Origin of the sequence: Collimonas arenae (assembly GCF_001584165.1) — a bacterium.
GTDB lineage: Bacteria > Pseudomonadota > Gammaproteobacteria > Burkholderiales > Burkholderiaceae_D > Collimonas > Collimonas arenae.
In genome coordinates this window covers 3,317,549-3,334,499 of record NZ_CP013233.1, presented here as the reverse complement: position 1 = coordinate 3,334,499, position 16,951 = coordinate 3,317,549, and the positions used below count along the sequence as shown (strand labels likewise).

General features: G+C 56.8%; 16 protein-coding genes and 1 pseudogene. 13 read left to right on the top strand and 4 right to left on the bottom strand.

Features of this window, described 5'->3' with window-relative positions; genetic code table 11:
• Nucleotides 1-126 precede the first annotated feature (126 nt).
• From CAter10_RS15295 to CAter10_RS15270, 6 genes are all read left to right on the top strand, one after another.
• Nucleotides 127-1,266 carry an acyl-CoA dehydrogenase family protein gene (locus CAter10_RS15295; RefSeq protein ID WP_061534082.1) on the top strand — a complete coding sequence of 380 codons (1,140 nt, stop codon included), beginning with the start codon at nt 127-129 and terminating at the stop codon, nt 1,264-1,266.
• 60 nt (nt 1,267-1,326) lie between these two features.
• Entirely contained in the window at nt 1,327-2,247 is a 921-nt protein-coding gene (locus tag CAter10_RS15290) for an SDR family oxidoreductase (RefSeq protein WP_061534081.1), read from the top strand.
• Nucleotides 2,248-2,277: 30 nt separating this feature from the next.
• Entirely contained in the window at nt 2,278-3,423 is a 1,146-nt protein-coding gene (locus CAter10_RS15285) for a CaiB/BaiF CoA transferase family protein (protein WP_061534080.1), read from the top strand.
• Nucleotides 3,424-3,498: 75 nt separating this feature from the next.
• Entirely contained in the window at nt 3,499-4,599 is a 1,101-nt protein-coding gene (locus tag CAter10_RS23985; protein ID WP_061534079.1) for an AMP-binding protein, read from the top strand.
• A gap of 1 nt (nt 4,600) precedes the next feature.
• The gene (locus tag CAter10_RS23980) at nt 4,601-5,152 is read left to right on the top strand and encodes an acyl-CoA synthetase family protein (RefSeq protein ID WP_061534078.1); all 552 of its coding nucleotides are present in this window, start codon (nt 4,601-4,603) and stop codon (nt 5,150-5,152) included.
• A 48-nt stretch (nt 5,153-5,200) separates the two neighbouring features.
• Nucleotides 5,201-5,524 carry an SCP2 sterol-binding domain-containing protein gene (locus CAter10_RS15270; protein WP_061534077.1) on the top strand — a complete coding sequence of 108 codons (324 nt, stop codon included), beginning with the start codon at nt 5,201-5,203 and terminating at the stop codon, nt 5,522-5,524.
• Nucleotides 5,525-5,616: 92 nt separating this feature from the next.
• Here the strand turns inward: CAter10_RS15270 and CAter10_RS15265 are convergent.
• Nucleotides 5,617-7,748: pseudogene (locus CAter10_RS15265) on the bottom strand (3-hydroxyacyl-CoA dehydrogenase NAD-binding domain-containing protein).
• Nucleotides 7,749-7,919: 171 nt separating this feature from the next.
• Complete coding sequence (locus CAter10_RS15260; RefSeq protein ID WP_061534076.1) at nt 7,920-9,125, bottom strand: acetyl-CoA C-acetyltransferase; 1,206 nt, start codon at nt 9,123-9,125, stop codon at nt 7,920-7,922.
• Between the two features lie 176 nt (nt 9,126-9,301).
• On the opposite strand from CAter10_RS15260, the gene CAter10_RS15255 reads away from it, so the two are divergent.
• Nucleotides 9,302-9,925 (top strand): TetR/AcrR family transcriptional regulator, encoded by a 624-nt coding sequence (locus CAter10_RS15255; RefSeq protein WP_061534075.1) that lies wholly within the window; start codon nt 9,302-9,304, stop codon nt 9,923-9,925.
• 78 nt (nt 9,926-10,003) lie between these two features.
• Here the strand turns inward: CAter10_RS15255 and CAter10_RS15250 are convergent, their stop codons facing one another.
• Nucleotides 10,004-10,591, bottom strand: a complete 588-nt coding sequence (locus CAter10_RS15250; RefSeq protein WP_061534074.1) for a superoxide dismutase — start codon at nt 10,589-10,591, stop codon at nt 10,004-10,006.
• Nucleotides 10,592-10,745: 154 nt separating this feature from the next.
• Complete coding sequence (xseA, locus tag CAter10_RS15245; protein WP_061534073.1) at nt 10,746-12,107, bottom strand: exodeoxyribonuclease VII large subunit; 1,362 nt, start codon at nt 12,105-12,107, stop codon at nt 10,746-10,748.
• Between the two features lie 654 nt (nt 12,108-12,761).
• Between xseA and CAter10_RS15240 the strand changes: the two genes are divergently transcribed.
• The 6 genes from CAter10_RS15240 (at nt 12,762) to adk (ending at nt 16,702) form a co-directional block, all read left to right on the top strand.
• Complete coding sequence (locus CAter10_RS15240) at nt 12,762-13,367, top strand: MotA/TolQ/ExbB proton channel family protein (protein ID WP_061534072.1); 606 nt, start codon at nt 12,762-12,764, stop codon at nt 13,365-13,367.
• Nucleotide 13,368: 1 nt separating this feature from the next.
• Entirely contained in the window at nt 13,369-13,812 is a 444-nt protein-coding gene (locus CAter10_RS15235; RefSeq protein ID WP_061534071.1) for an ExbD/TolR family protein, read from the top strand.
• Nucleotides 13,739-14,863, top strand: coding sequence for a tetraacyldisaccharide 4'-kinase (gene lpxK / locus CAter10_RS15230; RefSeq protein ID WP_082797940.1), 1,125 nt, complete (start codon nt 13,739-13,741; stop codon nt 14,861-14,863). Before CAter10_RS15235 ends, lpxK begins: the two co-directional genes overlap by 74 nt.
• On the top strand, nt 14,844-15,044 hold the full coding sequence (locus CAter10_RS15225) for a Trm112 family protein (RefSeq protein ID WP_061534069.1): 201 nt from the start codon (nt 14,844-14,846) through the stop codon (nt 15,042-15,044). The genes lpxK and CAter10_RS15225 overlap by 20 nt, the downstream gene beginning before the upstream one ends.
• A 24-nt stretch (nt 15,045-15,068) precedes the next feature.
• Nucleotides 15,069-15,836, top strand: coding sequence for a 3-deoxy-manno-octulosonate cytidylyltransferase (gene kdsB / locus CAter10_RS15220; RefSeq protein ID WP_061534068.1), 768 nt, complete (start codon nt 15,069-15,071; stop codon nt 15,834-15,836).
• 209 nt (nt 15,837-16,045) lie between these two features.
• Nucleotides 16,046-16,702 carry an adenylate kinase gene (gene adk, locus CAter10_RS15215; RefSeq protein ID WP_061534067.1) on the top strand — a complete coding sequence of 219 codons (657 nt, stop codon included), beginning with the start codon at nt 16,046-16,048 and terminating at the stop codon, nt 16,700-16,702.
• The last annotated feature ends 249 nt before the right edge of the window (nt 16,703-16,951 follow it).

Here is a 16,951-nt window from a genome sequence, read left to right as displayed (position 1 = left end):
CAAACGATATAAGTGTAATTTAAATTACATTATAAAAATATCAGGAGACTTAATGCGCCACATGTTCATCGAACGTACCTTGTGTGAGTCCAGCATCGAATTCAACTCCGTTTCCGGGGGCTGCGCATGATTCCTCGCCAGTTATTCGATGCCGATCACGAAGAGTTTCGTCAGAGTTTTCGCCGTTTCGTCGAAACCGAGGTCATGCCGCGTCACGCCGGTTGGGAAGAGCAGGGATTTGTCGATCGCGATATCTGGCAGCGTGCCGGTGCGTTGGGGTTTCTTTGTACTAACATGCCGGAGAATTACGGCGGCTCCGGTGTCGATCGCAAATTCAGCACCATCGTGCTGGAAGAACTGGCGAGGGCCAATGCCTCCGGCATCGGCTGGCCGTTGCATTCGGATATCGTGGCGCCCTATCTACTGCGCTACGGCAGCGAGGAGCTGAAGCAGGCCTGGCTGCCGAAAATGGCCGCCGGCCAGGCGATTACCGCGATTGCCATGTCGGAGCCGGGAACCGGGTCGGACCTGCAATCGATCAAGACCAATGCCGTCGAGGATGGTGACGACTACATCGTCAACGGCTCCAAGATTTTCATTACCAACGGTTACAACAGCGACATGGTGGTCGTGGCGCTCAAGGTCGGCGCCAAGGCACGCGGCGCCAAGAACGTGTCGCTGCTGGTGATTGAAGCCGATCGGCCTGGCTTCAGCAAGGGCAAGCCGCTCAAGAAGATCGGCATGAAGGCGCAGGATACCTGTGAGTTGTTCTTCGAGAATGTGCGCGTCCCCAAAACCAATATCGTCGGCCAGGTCGGCGCTGGATTCTCCATGCTGATGCAGGAACTGGCCTGGGAGCGCCTGCTCATTGCGATTACTTCGGTGGCCAACGCCGAAGCCATGCTCGACACGACGATTGCCTATACCCGTGACCGTCAAGCGTTTGGCCGCACGGTATCATCGTTCCAGAATACCCGTTTCAAGCTGGCGGAGATGAAGACTGAGTTGCAGATCGCGCGCGTGTTTGTCGACCGTTGCGTCGAGCTGGAGGTCAAGGGCGAGCTGCAGGTAGATGCAGCCGCGGCAGCTAAATATTGGTGTTCCGATCTGCAGGGAAAGGTGCTGGATCAGTGCCTGCAACTGCACGGCGGCTACGGCTTCATGCAGGAATACCCGATTGCGCGCGCCTTCATTGATGCTCGTGCCCAGCGGATCTATGGCGGCACCAATGAGATCATGAAAGAAATCATTTCGCGGAATATTTGATGTCGGCCGGATTTCAACGGCAAATTTTTAACTCGTTTTCAACATATAAAGATTTAAATCATGGGAGATGAATTGCGTTATGACGGCAGGGTGGCGATTGTTACTGGCGCTGGAAATGGATTGGGGCGCGCCCATGCACTATTGCTGGGCGCGCGTGGCGCCAGCGTGGTGGTCAATGATCTCGGCGGCGATGTCCACGGCGGCGGCAAGTCCAGTGCAGCAGCGGACCAGGTGGTGGCGGAGATCAAGGCGGCAGGAGGCAACGCAGTCGCCAACTACGACTCGGTAGAGGATGGCGGCAGTATCGTGCAGACCGCGCTCGATCATTTTGGCGGAGTCGACATCGTCATAAATAACGCTGGCATCCTGCGCGACAGCAGTTTCGCCAAAATGAGCGCTGACGATTGGGATCTGATCTATCGCGTCCACGTGCTTGGCGCTTTCCGCGTCACCCACGCAGCATGGCCGCACATGCGCAACAAGGGCTATGGCCGGATCGTCATGACCACCTCGGCGGCTGGCATCTACGGCAACTTCGGCCAGACCAACTACAGCATGGCCAAGATGGGCCTGATCGGCATGGCCAACACGCTGGCCATCGAAGGTGCTTCGAAGAACATCCGCGTCAACACGATCGCGCCGCTGGCCGGCTCACGTATTTCCGAGACGGTGATGCCACCGCAGATGCTGGAAGCGTTGAAGCCGGAGTATGTGGCGCCGCTGGCGGCGTATCTGTCCCATGAGAGTTGCGAGGAAAGCGGAAGTTTGTTCGAAGTCGGCGCCGGCTTCCATGCCAAGTTGCGCTGGGAGCGTACCGTGGGTCACCATTTTCAGGGCAAGTCGTTCGGCCCTGAAGATGTGGCGGAAAAATGGGCGGAGATCGGCGACTTCAATGATGCCACTTATCCCAAGAGCATCGGCGAATCACTGATGTCAATCTTGCAGGGCGTGGCTTCGCCGTTCGGACAAGGCAAGAACTGACCGTCGGCATCAGCAAAATCGGCCAATGCCATGAGCAACCCCCTCCTGTCCGGGATACGTGTGCTGGATCTGACACGCCTGTTGCCTGGCCCATTTTGCAGCTTTTACCTGGCGCAATTGGGAGCTGAGGTAATCAAACTGGAGGAGCCCCAGGGGGGAGATTACGCTCGCATGCTGGCGCCGGAATTGTTCATGCTGGTCAATCGCGGTAAGAAATCGGTGACGCTTGATCTGCGCCAACCGCAAGCGGTGGCCGCCTTCCACAAACTGGTTGAGGATGCTGATGTCGTGATCGAATCGTTCCGGCCGGGCGTGATGGACAAGCTCGGTTGCGGCTACCAGCAGTTGAAACTGATCAACCCGCGTTTGGTATACGCTGCGCTCACCGGCTATGGTCAAACCGGCCCTTATAAGGATCGCGCCGGGCACGACATGAACTACTGCGCATATGCGGGCTTGCTGGAACAAACTGGCGCCGTCGACGGGCCGCCGGTACTATCGAACTTTCAAAGCGCAGACCTGGCTGGCGGTGCGCTGACCTGCGCGCTGGGCATACTCGCTGCCGTAATTGGTGCGCGCACTTCAGGGCAAGGCACCCTTGTCGATGTCGGCATGCTTGATGGCACGCTAGCCTTGCAGGCACTGTCGCTGGCCACTATCCGTACCATGGGCCGGAGCGCGAAGCGCGGCAGCGACATGCTAAGTGGAGGCCTAGCCAACTACAATATTTATGCCTGTGCCGACGGCAAACATGTCGCCATGGCGGCCCTCGAACCCAAGTTTTTTTTCAATTTCTGCCAGGCTGTCGGCAAGCCGGAATTAGCCGGATTGCCGCTGAGCCCGGGGCCGGATGGCGCCGCATTGCGCAGTGCACTCGAAACTTTGTTCAAGACCCGTTCGCGCGACGAATGGGAGTTGTTGCTGGCTGATCGGGACTGTTGCGTGTCGGGCATCTACAGCCCACAGGAAGCACTCGACAATCCGCAAGTCAAAGCGCGCGGCCTGATCCGCAGCGAAGACGGTAAGCCGTTGCTGGATTTACCGATCAAGTTCAGCAATGCCGAAAATGCCGGCGGCGATTGCCCGCGATTGGGGGCGGATACGATCGCCGTGTTGGCTGCCGCAGGCATTGATGAAACAGAACTGGCAGCCTTGTCTGCGGCATCGGCAATTTGAATCGGGACTTTTGGACGCAAGGAAGCAGAAAAAAAACGACAGGCAACATCCCTGAACATCGTGTGAGGAGAGGCTATGGAGATGCAAAAGAACCCGGTTCAAATGATGTTGCATTGGGCGGCTACCAAGCCGAATATGCCCTGGCTGTTTCAACCGGTTCTGGGTCAATGGAAAGTAATCAGCAGGATGCAAGGCTGTGAGCAAGTTCGGCGCATGGCGGCAGCCTTGAAGGCGATGAACTGGGAACCCGGCAGCCGTATCTGCATTTCTGGACGTAACACCGCGCATTGGTTGATGGCAGACCTGGCGATTGCGATGGCTGGCCACGTCAGTGTCGGCATGTATCCGAAGCAGGCAGTAGGCACCACCCGCTACATATTCGAACACAGCGAAGCCAAGGCGGTATTCCTTGGGCCGATGCCGGATGTCGACGATTTCATGAGTGCCATTCCGCCATCGGTCATGACCATTTCCTTTCCCTATCAGGATGCGCCGACAGGCCAGGCGCCATGGGACGAAATGGTCGCCGCCAGCGTACCGCTGGAGGATTATCAGGCGCCGCCGCCAGATCAGATGATGACGTTGATCTATACCTCGGGAACTACCGGCAATCCGAAAGGTGTGATGCTCAGCTACGGCAACGTCATGTTTGCCGCCTACAGCATTATCAACCTGGTGCCGGCGCTCGGCCAGGAACGTTATTTTTCCTATATGCCGCTGGCGCATGCATTCGAACGGTTCGCGATTTCGATCGCCAGTTGCTATAACGGCGGTGAAGTCCACTTCATGGAAAATATCGACAAGATGGGTGAGCAACTGGCGCAAGTGGCGCCGACCCGTTTCTTTGGCGTGCCGCTGGTATATGGACGGCTACAGACGGCAATCCTGAACAAGATGCCCCAGCAGAAGCTGGGTCGGCTGATGGCGGTTCCTCTACTGCGTAGTGTGATAAGGAGGAAGATTCGCAAAGCGATCGGGCTGCAGAACACACGGTTTTGTCTGTCCGGTGCGGCACCGATTCCGGTTGCGTTGGTTGAATGGTTCAAGCGGAATGTAGGCCTGGAAATTTTGCAAGGCTGCGCGCCGACAGAAGCCTCGGTCTATTCGAGTGCTTGCCTGCACGATCAAAACCGGGTCGGCTGCAGTTGGCAGACCGCCGCAGAATGCCGGCTTTAAATTGTCCGACGACGGTGAAATTCTGTTCAAGCACCCTGGATTGATGCTCGGCTATTACAAGGATCCCGAGAGTACCCGCGCGGCATTTACCGAGGATGGCTATCTGCGCACCGGCGATAAAGGACGGGTGGACGAAGACGGTTTTCTGTATATTACCGGTCGCGTCAAAGATATCTTCAAGACCGCTAAGGGGAAATATGTGGCGCCGGCGCCGATCGAATGTTCGCTGGCGCGCAACACCGATATCGAAAACCTGCTGTTCATCGGTTCCGGCCTGAAGCAGCCGGTGATGGCTGTCACGTTGACCGCCGCCGCCCGCAGCAAGCCACGTGCCGAGGTGGAGCAGCAGTTGATCGCCGATATGGAAACGGTCAACGCTAAGCTGGAGCCGCACGAGAAAATTGCCAAGTGCGTCGTGCTTAAGGATGCCTGGAGCATCGATAACGGCTTGATGACGCCGACCATGAAGGTCAAGCGAGGTGAAGTTGAAAAACGCTATGGTGCGCTGATCGAGCAGGAACTGCAGGTGCGCAATGCGGTAGGTTGGGAGTGACAGGCCTTGGTGGCACAGCAGATTTTTATTACAACCAGAGGAAAAAACATGACAGTCAACGACATCATCAAACTCATGCCGGCGTGCCTGAAGGCCGACGCTGCGGTAAATATGAAAAACACCATTCAGTTCGATATTTCGAGCCCGATGTACTTGCGTATCGAAGATGGAACATGCAGCGCGCATGACGGTGTCGCCGATGCACCCGATGTGGCGCTGACGATGGCCGACGATGATCTGAAGGCATTGCTGAAGGGCGAGCTCAACGGCGCTATGGCGTTCATGAGCGGCAAGTTGAAGTTGAAGGGGGACATGATGCTGGCGCAGCGGATTCCGTCACTGTTCGACGCCAGTAAGTTTCCTGCCGCGTAAAGATTAAAAGCGGATCAGGGAGAAGCTGCACAGCAGAGCAACCGCTCTTCAACGGCAGTCGACGAAGAGCGGCGTAAAGAGCGAGGAAGGTGCTATTCGAATTTTTTCCCCTGTTCCGCCATTTGCACAAGTATCTTTGCCGGCGCAAAATAGCCGTCGAACTGTTCTGCCAGTTGATTGGCGCGTTTGACGAAATTGGCGACGCCGTAGGCGTTGATGTACTGCAGCGCACCGCCCTGGAATGGCGCGAAGCCCCAGCCGAAAATGCTGCCGATGTTGGCGTCGGCCACGCTCAGCATCACTTTTTCTTCATAACATTTGGCAGCCTCGTTGGCTTGCACGAACATCATCCGTTCGATCATGTCCTTTTGCGGCAGTTGCTGCGATGCAAGCGGGAATGCCTGCTGCAAGCCGGGCCATAGATGCTTGGGTGCATTTTCCGGATAATCATAGAACCCCTTGCCAGCCTTCTTGCCGTTGCGGTCCAGCTCTTTCGCCATTTTTTCCAGGCCGGCATCGGCCGGATGACCAGCGAACGGCTTGCCGGCGGCTGCAAAATCCTTACGGGTTTGCTGCAAGATGTGCCATGACAGCGACAGGCTGATTTCGTCATGCAACGCCAGTGGTCCGACCGGCATGCCGGCTTGCAATCCGGCCATCTCAATGGCGCGCGGATGCTGGCCTTCCATCAGCAGTTTCAAGCCTTCCATCACGTAAGTGCCAAACACGCGCGAAGTGTAGAAGCCGCGTGAGTCGTTGACGACGATCGGGGTCTTTTTGATTTGCTGCACGTAGTCGAAGCCACGCGCTAGTGTCTGCGGGCTGGTGTGTTCGCCGATGATGATTTCCACCAAAGGCATCTTGTCGACCGGGGAAAAGAAATGCAGGCCGATGAAATTGGCCGGACGCGAACTGGCCTGGGCCAGGCCAGAGATCGGCAAAGTGGAGGTGTTGGAAGCAAAGACAGCGTCCGCGCCGATGACTACTTCCGCCTTTCTGGTGACATCTGCTTTGACCTGGCGATCTTCGAATACGGCTTCGATGATCAGGTCGCAGCCGCCTAGGTCGTCGAAATCAACGGTCGGCTTTATCAGGGCCAGCAGCGACTCCTTGCCAGCCACTGTTTGCTGGCCGCGCTTCAGTGCCTTATCGAGCAGTTTGGCGGAGTAATTCTTGCCGTTCTCGGCAGCGTCGATGCTGCTATCCAGCAGCACCACGCCGATGCCGGCCTTTGCCGATGCATAGGCAATGCCTGCGCCCATCATGCCGGCGCCCAGTATGCCAACCTTGTTGACACGTGACGGAGCAAAGCCCTCAGGGCGCGACTTGCCTTTGTTGATTGCATTCAACTGGAACCATAGCGTACCGATCATGTTCTTGGCGACCGGCGATAGCGCGCAGTTGACGAAGTAGCGAGATTCGATTTCGCAGCCGGTGTCGAAGTCGACGATACCGCCCTCAAACACGCAACTCAGGATATTGATGACCGCCGGATAATTGCCATGCGTCTTGGCGCTCGCCATCGATGGTGCGATCGACCACAACTGGGCATTGGCGGGTGTCTTCGAATCGCCGCCGGGCCAGCGGAATTTCTTGTCGTCCCAAGGCTGTGCAGCCTTGGGATGCGCCAGGCACCACGCCTTGGCCTTCGCCAGCAAGTCTTCTCTGTCATTCGCCAATTCCTGGATGATCCCTTGCTGCAAGGCTTCTTCTGCGCGCAATTCCTTACCTTCCAACATCAGCGGCAAGGCATTCTGGATGCCGATCAGGCGCGGTAGGCGTTGCGTGCCGCCACCGCCAGGCAGCAGGCCAACTTGACTTCCGGCAGGCCAAACTTGGCTTTCGGATTGTTGATGGCAATCCGATGATGGCAGGCCAGCGCCAACTCCAGTCCACCGCCTAGCGCGGTGCCGTTGAGTGCCGCCACTACCGGTCGGCCGCATTGTTCCAGGCGACGCAGGAAACCCTTGAACTCTTGCACCAGGTCGAATGCGGGCTGCGCCTCGGTGATCTGGAACAGCTTTTCGATATCGGCGCCGGCGACGAAATCGGCCTTTCCCGATGTGATGATGACGCCGGCAATGCTTGGGTCGGCTTCGATGTCAGCAATTGCCGCCACGAATGGTGCGGTCAACGCTTCGTTCAGTACGTTCATCGAACGCCCCGGCATGTCGAGCAGCAGGGTGACGATATTGTCCGAGTCTCTTTGTATGGTTATGCTCATGATATGGCTTCCTGAGATGTTGGAGTAAAGCTGTTTGCTTATAGCACTGCGTCACTCAGAGGTGTCTACTGGTTTTTTGCGTTTCTTCGCAATTCGACCTTTTCCCTTGATTAGTTGAGGACAGAGTAATTCGCCACGCTACGATGGCTCCTAAACCCTGTCCCGCAATACTTAAGTTCGTTCGATGATGGTGGCGATACCCATGCCGCCGCCGACGCAAAGCGAGATCAATGCGGTGGACTTTCCGCTGCGCTCCAGTTCGTCGAGCGCGGTGCCGAGGATGATGGCGCCGGTAGCGCCCAGCGGATGTCCCATGGCGATTGAGCCGCCGTTGACGTTGACGCGTTGCGGGTCGATGTCGAGGTCGCGGACGGCGCGCATCACGACTGCAGCAAACGCCTCGTTGATTTCAAACAGGTCGATATCCTTGGCGTTCATGCCGGCCTTGGCCAGCGCCTTGCGCGCCGCCGGCGCAATGCCGGTCAGCATGATGGTCGGCTCTGAACCGGTGACGGCGACCGAGACGACCCGCGCCCGTGGCCTGAGCCCCAATTTCTCGCCCATTTCCTTGCTGCCGACCAGCGCCAATGCTGCGCCGTCGACGATTCCCGAGGAGTTGCCGGCATGGTGCACATGGTTGATTTTTTCGACGGTCGTGTATTTGCGTAGCGCAGTGGCGTCGAAGCCCATTTGCCCCATCTGCTCGAACGCCGGTTTCAATGCCGCCAGATTTTCCAGTGTGGTTTGTGCGCGGATGTATTCGTCATGATCCAGGATCATCATGCCGTTCAAGTCTTTCACCGGAATCAGCGATTTGTTGAAGCGACCCTCAGCACGGGCCAGTGCCGCTTTTTGTTGCGACTGCAGTGCAAAGTTGTCGACATCGGCGCGAGAGAAATTTTCCAGCGTCGCGATGAGGTCGGCGCCGATGCCTTGCGGTGCGAAGCCGGTGCTCTGGTTGACGCGCGGATCCATGAACCAGGCACCGCCATCCGATCCCATCGGCCAGCGCGACATGCTTTCGACGCCGCCGGCAACTACCAGTTGCTCCTGGCCGGACATGACCTTCATCGCCGCCAGGTTGATCGACTCCAGCCCAGAGGCACAGAAGCGCGATTGCGTCACCCCAGCCACCGATTGATCCCAGCCGGCGTACAGTACCGCGCTTCGCGCAATATCCGCGCCTTGCTCGCCGACCGGCGTTACACAACCCAGTACAACATCGTCGACAAGGGAGGTGTCAAGGCGGTTGCGTTGTTGAAGCGCCTGCAGCAACTGAGCCAGCAGATTGATCGGCGCCACCTGGTGCAGGCTGCCGTCCTTCTTGCCCTTGCCGCGCGGCGTACGTACGGAATCGAAAATATAGGCATCAGTCATAGCGTCTCCGGCTTGTATGTTTGCGTAATGAAAATTACACTTACGTTCATGTTTGATTTATGCTGAATACCCACTGTAGTGAATGCAACAGGTAGCGTCAATTGATAACTCACTCTAAACCCGTCGCGTAGTGCCTGTCGACAGATGGTAATATTAATTACACAAACAACAAATTCATGTCGTCGGAAAAACAGAAAAGCGTATTGGATCGCTCCTTGCTCAAGCCCTTGATCCGACAGCGGATCGAGGAAGCGGTGCTCGATTTATTTTCGGAACGCGAGTTCCGCAGCGTCGGGTTCGGCGAAATAGCCAGCGCCGCCAACGTATCGTTGCAGACAATTTATAAATACTACGGCAGCAAGGATGCGTTGCTGTTTGCCTGTCTTGAAACCTGGCTTGGCACGTTGGCATCGCGCATGCTCGATCACCTGCAGGGAATCGAAAGCTGTCAGGACAAGCTGCGCAAGGTGTTTTGGGTGGTGCTGGATTTCTTTGATCGCAATCCGAAAGTCAGCCTGCTCATCATGAATTCACTGCAGATCAGTGCATGGGGACGTGACCGTACTTTTCGCCAGCCAGAGATGATGGAAGTGCTAATGAAAACCTTGAGCGACGGTAGGGCGCAAGGCGTCCTGACAGATGAGGTGGATGAAAAAATTCTGTTGGATTATTTCATCGGGATCCTGGAAAGGCTTGTCCACATGCACACCATGCGCGGCGAACCAGAGGCGCTGGCGCTGCAGTCGAATGCGTTGTTCAAGATGTTGTGGCGGGCGATTGCCAGGCCCGAGCAGGCATAGGCGATTTGCGTGAGGGTAAAAAAATAGCGCTGGCGGTAAAGCTAGCGCTATTTTCATTTGTGCTGCGGAAGAGTTGTCTTATGCGAAATTCTTCGAAGCAAATTCCCAGTTAGCCAATGCCCAGAATGCTTCCAGGTATTTTGGACGGGCATTGCGGTAGTCGATGTAGTAAGCGTGTTCCCAGACGTCGACAGTGATCAGTGGCTTAGCGTCGGTAGTCAGTGGCGTGGCGGCGTTGGATGTCGATACCAGACCGAGCGAACCGTCGGCGTTTTTCACCAGCCAGGCCCAGCCGGAACCGAAAGTGCCGACCGCAGTCTTGGTCAGTTCTTCCTTGAACTTGTCGAACGAACCCCACTTGGCGTTGATCGCATCTGCCAATGCGCCGGTTGGTGCGCTGCCGCCACCTTTGCTTTGCGGCGCCAGGCTGTGCCAGTAGAAAGTGTGGTTCCAGATTTGCGCTGCATTGTTGAAAATGCCGCCGGACGATTTCTTGACGATATCTTCCAGGGCGGCGTTTTCGAATTCGGTACCTGGGATCAGGTTGTTCAGGTTGGTCACATAGGTTTGGTGGTGCTTACCGTAGTGAAATTCCAGGGTTTCCTTGGAGATGTGCGGTGCCAGTTCATCCAGACCGTACGGCAGAGGCGGGAGAGTGTGTGCCATGGTGTGCGTCCTTCCTATAGTTTTATTGGGAGTACAAGAATCTGTCGTGTTGCTACTTGCTTCATGAGAACAGCTTCCGGGAGAGCTATTGTAAAGCCCTTTATCCATTCCATGCAGCGACCTTACGATTTCTATTGTTTTTACTAATTTCTATCTAATCTAAAGCAGGCTGCACGCTGTCGATGCCGACCTTGGCGCTGCCTTCCGCCAATTGCACAGTAACGAAATGCCGAGGTTGTAATGCCAGCGGGGTGCGGATCACGTGGCCCTTGGTGTCGGAGACGATGGCGTAGCCGCGCTCCAGCGTGCGTTGCGGATTGAGTAATTCCAGCTGGGCGTTGAGCGCTGCCAGCGTTTGCCGGCCGAGTCGGCTGTGCGCCAGGCAGGCGCTGTTCAGACGACGGCTTTGTTCGAGCAGCCTGTTACGTGGCGCGGCGCTATCAGGTATTTGGGCAGACAAGCGGGTGCGCAGGTTGAGCAGCGCATAGCGCGATTGCGTCAGCGGGATGCGGGTGGCGTGCAGCAATCTGGCTTGCAGGCTTTGCAGCTTCAGGCGTTCGTGGGCGATGGTGGTGGCGGGGCTGGCCAGGCGCCGGCTTAGCCAATCGAGAGTCTGGCTGGCCTCACTGAGCCGGCGCTGCATCGCGCGGGTCAGGTCGTCGGCATGTGCTTTCAGTGTCGCCAGCCAGTCAGCACGCGATACGGTAGCCAGTTCGGCGGCGGCGGTTGGGGTGGCGGCGCGCAGGTCGGCGGCGAAGTCGGCAATGGTGAAATCGGTTTCGTGGCCGACGCCGGAAATCACCGGCATTGGTGCGGCGACAATCGCGCGCGCCACGGCTTCATCGTTAAATGACCACAAGTCCTCGATGCTGCCGCCGCCGCGGCATACCAACAGCAGATCGCATTCGGCGCGGGCTGCCGCAGTATTGACGGCGCGCGCGATTTTTTCCGCAGCGCCGTCGCCTTGCACCGGTGTCGGATACAGGATGACGCGTACATGCGGCGCACGCCGCGCCAGCGCGGTCAGGATGTCGCGCAGCGCTGCAGCCTGCGGGCTGGTGACTATCCCGATGCATCTGGCAAAGGGCGGCAGCGGCCGTTTGCGGGCCGGATCGAACAAGCCTTCGGCGTTCAGTTTTTCCTTCAGGCGCAGGAATGCTTCGTACAGGTTGCCGATGCCGGCGCGCCGGATCGCTTCAACGTTCAGTTGATAGTCGCCGCGCGGCGCATACAAGGTAACCAGCGCCCGCACTTCGATCTTGTCGCCGTCGCGCGGAACAAAGCCGACGTGTTGGGCGCGGCCCTTGAACATCACGGCACGCACCTGGGCTGCGTCGTCTTTCAGCGTGAAGTACCAGTGCCCGGAGGCGTAGCTTTTGAAATTCGATACTTCGCCAGAGACCCAGGCCAGCGGAAAGCTGCGTTCCAGCATCCGTGAAACCGCCTGGTTCAGGGCTGAAACGGTTAACACTGGCGGTCCGCTGGAGCGGTTGTCGGTGGTGCTGGGGAGATTCATGCGAGCTTTCAATTTGCTGAGTAGTCAGGAGCGCTGACATTGTAAAGCACAGTCGCTGCACATCGATGGAAAAGTGATGCAAATCAAAGGCTTGTCCCGATTGCAGTGCGCTTGCACACAAGCTTATCCACATAATCTGTGGGTAACTGTGGATTTGTGCGGCGCTGTGGATATCCGTAAATCTCGGCATGCCAAAACAACCATGAAGAGATGCCTAAGGGACTCTCAATCACCTATAAACTGCGGTTTGACGCGCATTTGACTCGATCCGTCACACGGGTGAAAACTTCTTTCCAATCAAGGACTTCGTGTGAATCCAGTGCGCTTGTTCACAAAGTTATCCCCAAAATCTGTGGAGAACTTTTATCGTACAGCGTCGGAAAATTTTGCCCGTTTTTCGAGCAGTGCAAAAAAATCCTTTTAAATCATGGGCTTCAGTATTGATTGCGGCACTTATCCACAACCTTGCTCACATAATGTGTGTGAAACTTGCGGTGTTGTGCAGCTGCTGCGAAATATCCTTGAAAATTCACGCGTTTCGATGCTGCTCATGCTTGCTCGCAACGCCCCAACAAGTTACATTCTGCATCCATGCAAGTGAACCCCTCATTTGCTTCAGTTGCTATCGATCTCGACTTCACTAAGGAGTTTCTTTTGTTTGCCATTATTCAAGCAGCGGGCTGGCCGATCTGGTTGTTGCTCATTGCCTCCATCATTGCTACCGCATTGATTATTGAACGCCTCGTCTATCTTCGTCGGACGCGTATTTTGCCGCCGCAACTGCTGCAGGAAGTGATTCGGGTTTATCACAACGGCAAGATCAACGCCGAAGTCCTGACCAACCTGGAAACCAATTCGCCGCTTGGCAAGGTGCTGGCTGCCGGTTTGCGCAATGTGGACGTGCCGCGCGAAATCATGAAAGAGTCGATCGAAGAAGCAGGGCAGGCCACAGCGCATGAACTGGAGCGTTTCCTGACCACGCTCGGTACGATTGCCTCGTTGGCGCCGCTGATGGGCCTGTTCGGCACGGTGGTCGGGATGATCGAAATTTTCGGGGCAACCAATGGCGCTGGCGCCGATCCGGCGCAACTCGGCCACGGCATTTCGGTGGCGCTGTACAACACCGGCTTTGGCCTGGCGATCGCCATGCCTGCGCTGATTTTCTATCGCCATTTCCGCGCACTGGTGGATGGCTTCATCGTCGATATGGAACAGCAGGCGGTGAAGTTTGTCGATACCGTTCACGGCGCGCGTAAATAATATGAATTTCCGTAAAGGCAAGGGCCGCGACGACCCCGAAATCAACCTGATCCCGTTCATCGACGTACTGTTGGTGATCGTGATCTTCTTGATGGTCACCACCAGCTACAGCAAATTCACAGCGTTGCAGATCACCTTGCCGACGGCCGACGCCGACAAGGCAATGCAGCAGCCGTTCGAGATCAATGTGGCGGTCAATCCGCAGGGTCAGTACGCGATCAACAACGTCCAGGTCTCGTCCAGGGATGCCGCGGCGCTGGCGCTCGACCTGAAGAGCGCAGCTCAGGGTGATACCCAGTCGGCTTCGGGTAAAGCCGATCCGGTCGTGATCATCAATGCCGATGCGATGGCTACGCACCAGACCGTGATCAATGTGTTGGAAGCGGCGCGTCTGGCCGGTTTCGACAAGATCACGTTTGCCGCCCAGACCAGTGGCCACAAGTAAGTCAACGGTCCGCAACTCTACCGAATCGATCCTGGGCGCTGCCTGGCAGCGGCGCGGGTTACTGGCTTGCCTGCTGTGGCCGTTGTCGTTACTGTTCCGCTTTGTCGGCGCTTTGCGCCGCGGTTTGTATGCGGTGGGCTGGCTGCGCAGTACGCGTCTGCCGGTGCCGGTGATCGTGGTCGGCAATATTTTTGTCGGTGGTACCGGCAAGACGCCGTTGACAATCTGGCTTGTGCAGATGTTGCGTCAGGCCGGTTATGTGCCGGGCGTGATTTCGCGCGGCTATGCCTCGCAGTCGACGGATGGGAAACCATCGGTGCAGCATGTCGCCGACACTTCGCTGGCCGCTGATGTCGGCGACGAACCGTTGCTGATTGCGATGCACGGGCAGTGCCCGGTAGTGGTCGGTCGTGACCGGGTTGCCGCCGCCGAGGCGCTGCTGCAGGGGCACCCTGAAGTTAATCTGATCTTGTCCGACGACGGCTTGCAACATTACCGCCTGCAACGCGATATTGAAATCATGCTGTTCGATTCACGCGGTGTCGGCAATGGCTGGTTGTTGCCGGCTGGTCCATTGCGCGAACCGGCGTCGCGTCGCCGCGATTTCACCGTAGTGAATGCAGCGTCGATCTCGTCATCGATGCCGGCTTCGTCGATTCGCATGCAACTGGCGGGTGAACATGTCGTGCAGTTGGCCGATCCGGCCCAGGTACGCTTGCTTTCCGATCTGCGCGATCCGGCATTACGCCTGGCGGCCGCCGCCGGCATCGGCAATCCGCAACGCTTTTTCTCGATGTTGAGCGCTTCCGGATTGGCGTTTGAAGCGCTCGCGTTGCCGGATCACTATGATTTTTCCGATAATCCTTTTGCCGCGCTGACGGCGGATCTGATCCTGATCACGGAAAAGGATGCAGTAAAATGTCGGCAAATAGAAACAATCATGCGCGACCCGCGTATCTGGGTTGTGCCAGTGACGGCGCGGATCGATCCGGCGCTGTCACATCAAATACATCAAATTCTGGAGAAACTCCGTGGACACCCGACTGCTTGACATCCTGGTTTGCCCGATCTGCAAAGGCCCGCTGCAATACGACAAGAAAGCCCTGGAACTGATTTGCAACGCGGATAAGCTGGCTTATCCGATCCGCGACGGCATTCCTATCATGTGGGCGGATCAGGCACGCGACATGAATGCGCCGCCGGAACCGGCTGCACCAGCCACTCCGCTCTGAGTCATCGATATTGTGAAATCGTCAATGCCGTTCACCGTTATCATTCCCGCACGCCTGGCGTCTACCCGCCTTCCGAACAAGCCGCTGGCCGATATCGGCGGCAAGCCGATGATTGTTCGTACCGCTGAACGCGCTGCGCTCTCCGGTGCCGAGCAAGTCATCGTCGCCACAGATCATGCCGAAATCCTGGCTGTGTGCGCGGAGCACGGAATTGCTGCGCGCCTGACCCGTGCCGATCATCCGTCCGGCACCGACCGCATTGCGGAAGTGGCGGCGGCGCTGGGATTGGCGGCTGATGCGGTGGTAGTCAACGTACAGGGCGACGAACCGATGATCGATCCGGCACTGATCGCGGCAACGGCGGCATTGATCAGCGCCGAAGTGCCGATGGCGACAGCTGCGCACACAATCGATGCGGCTTCTGACGCTTTTAACCCGAATGTGGTCAAGGTAGTATTGAACCAGGCTGGACGCGCCCTGTATTTTTCGCGGGCAACTATTCCATGGCACCGGGATGGTTTTGCGCAGACGCAACAGAGCTTGCCTGCGGCTTATCAGCCATTGCGGCACATTGGCCTGTACGCCTACAGCAATGGTTTTTTGCAAACTTATCCGACGTTGGCGGTATCGCCGCTGGAACAGATTGAAGCGCTGGAACAGTTGCGGGTGCTGTGGCACGGTTACGCGATTGCGGTCCATATCGCGGCTTCGACTCCCGCTGTCGGCGTTGATACACCAGAGGATCTGGAGCGGGTCCGGCTTGCATTTGGCGCTGCGCCGAGCGCTGTTTGAGCGCGGCTGCAGGACGGCAATTCGCGTTGTTCATAGTCGATATGAAAACAGAAATAGTGTTGCGAACTGGCTGTTTGGTAAAATTGTATGGTAAGTTTCATGCAAAGATAGCGTGATATAAATAAAAGCATATCGGGAGACGTCGCTGCGCACACCATGTAGCGCGCCGTCGCCACAACCAATTTCACAAACTCACCTTAGGACTTAACATGCGCCTCATCCTTTTAGGAGCGCCTGGTGCCGGTAAAGGCACGCAAGCGACTTTCATTAAAGAGAAATTCAACATTCCGCAGATTTCCACCGGCGACATGTTGCGCGCAGCAGTCAAGGCTGGAACCCCGCTTGGCATCGAAGCGAAGAAGGTGATGGACGCCGGCGGCCTGGTATCGGACGACATTATTATCGGTCTGGTCAAGGATCGTCTGAAACAGGCGGATTGCGCCAACGGCTATCTGTTCGACGGTTTTCCGCGCACCATTCCGCAAGCAGATGCCATGAAGGATGCCGGCGTGATGATCGACTATGTGTTGGAAATCGATGTGCCGGATACCGCCATCATCGAACGCATGAGCGGCCGTCGCGTGCATTTGTCGTCCGGTCGTACCTATCATGCCAAATACAATCCGCCGAAAGTAGCAGGCAAGGACGACGTGACTGGTGAAGACCTGATCCAGCGCGACGATGACAAGGAAGAAACCGTCAAGAAGCGCCTGTCGGTCTATCATGAGCAGACGGAAGTGTTGGTCAACTACTATGGCGATTGGGCCAAGTCGGGTCGGCCCGGCGCACCGAAATATCGCAAGATTGCCGGTGTCGGTCCGGTCGAGCAAATACGCGACAGCGCATTTGCGGCGTTGGAAGCATAAGAAAGAGCGGACCCAGGTCCGCTTTTTTATTGTCCTTTTTTTGTTTCTGCGACAGAATTTATCAAGGCTTTTTTCCAGTATTCAGGTCACAAACTTGAAATACGCAATAGCCGCGTAGTCAGTCGATGCGGCGGCAGTACGTCAGCCATCAGCGCCAGCCCAGGCAAGTCTCCGACAATAAAAGGGCGACGAAAAGTTTTGCATTACGCAGTATTGGCAAGAAAGGTCGACGTCCAATTGGCGTCGGCA

Coding starts and splice junctions, on each gene's coding strand:
- CAter10_RS15255 (WP_061534075.1), top strand. CDS start 9,302: ATGTCGTCGGAAAAACAGAAAAGCGTATTGGATCGCTCCTTGCTCAAG.
- CAter10_RS15270 (WP_061534077.1), top strand. CDS start 5,201: ATGACAGTCAACGACATCATCAAACTCATGCCGGCGTGCCTGAAGGCC.
- CAter10_RS23985 (WP_061534079.1), top strand. CDS start 3,499: ATGGAGATGCAAAAGAACCCGGTTCAAATGATGTTGCATTGGGCGGCT.
- CAter10_RS15260 (WP_061534076.1), bottom strand. CDS start 9,125: ATGACTGATGCCTATATTTTCGATTCCGTACGTACGCCGCGCGGCAAG.
- lpxK (WP_082797940.1), top strand. CDS start 13,739: ATGTGTTGGAAGCGGCGCGTCTGGCCGGTTTCGACAAGATCACGTTTG.
- CAter10_RS15290 (WP_061534081.1), top strand. CDS start 1,327: ATGGGAGATGAATTGCGTTATGACGGCAGGGTGGCGATTGTTACTGGC.
- CAter10_RS15235 (WP_061534071.1), top strand. CDS start 13,369: ATGAATTTCCGTAAAGGCAAGGGCCGCGACGACCCCGAAATCAACCTG.
- xseA (WP_061534073.1), bottom strand. CDS start 12,107: ATGAATCTCCCCAGCACCACCGACAACCGCTCCAGCGGACCGCCAGTG.
- CAter10_RS15285 (WP_061534080.1), top strand. CDS start 2,278: ATGAGCAACCCCCTCCTGTCCGGGATACGTGTGCTGGATCTGACACGC.
- CAter10_RS15250 (WP_061534074.1), bottom strand. CDS start 10,591: ATGGCACACACTCTCCCGCCTCTGCCGTACGGTCTGGATGAACTGGCA.
- CAter10_RS15295 (WP_061534082.1), top strand. CDS start 127: ATGATTCCTCGCCAGTTATTCGATGCCGATCACGAAGAGTTTCGTCAG.
- adk (WP_061534067.1), top strand. CDS start 16,046: ATGCGCCTCATCCTTTTAGGAGCGCCTGGTGCCGGTAAAGGCACGCAA.
- kdsB (WP_061534068.1), top strand. CDS start 15,069: ATGCCGTTCACCGTTATCATTCCCGCACGCCTGGCGTCTACCCGCCTT.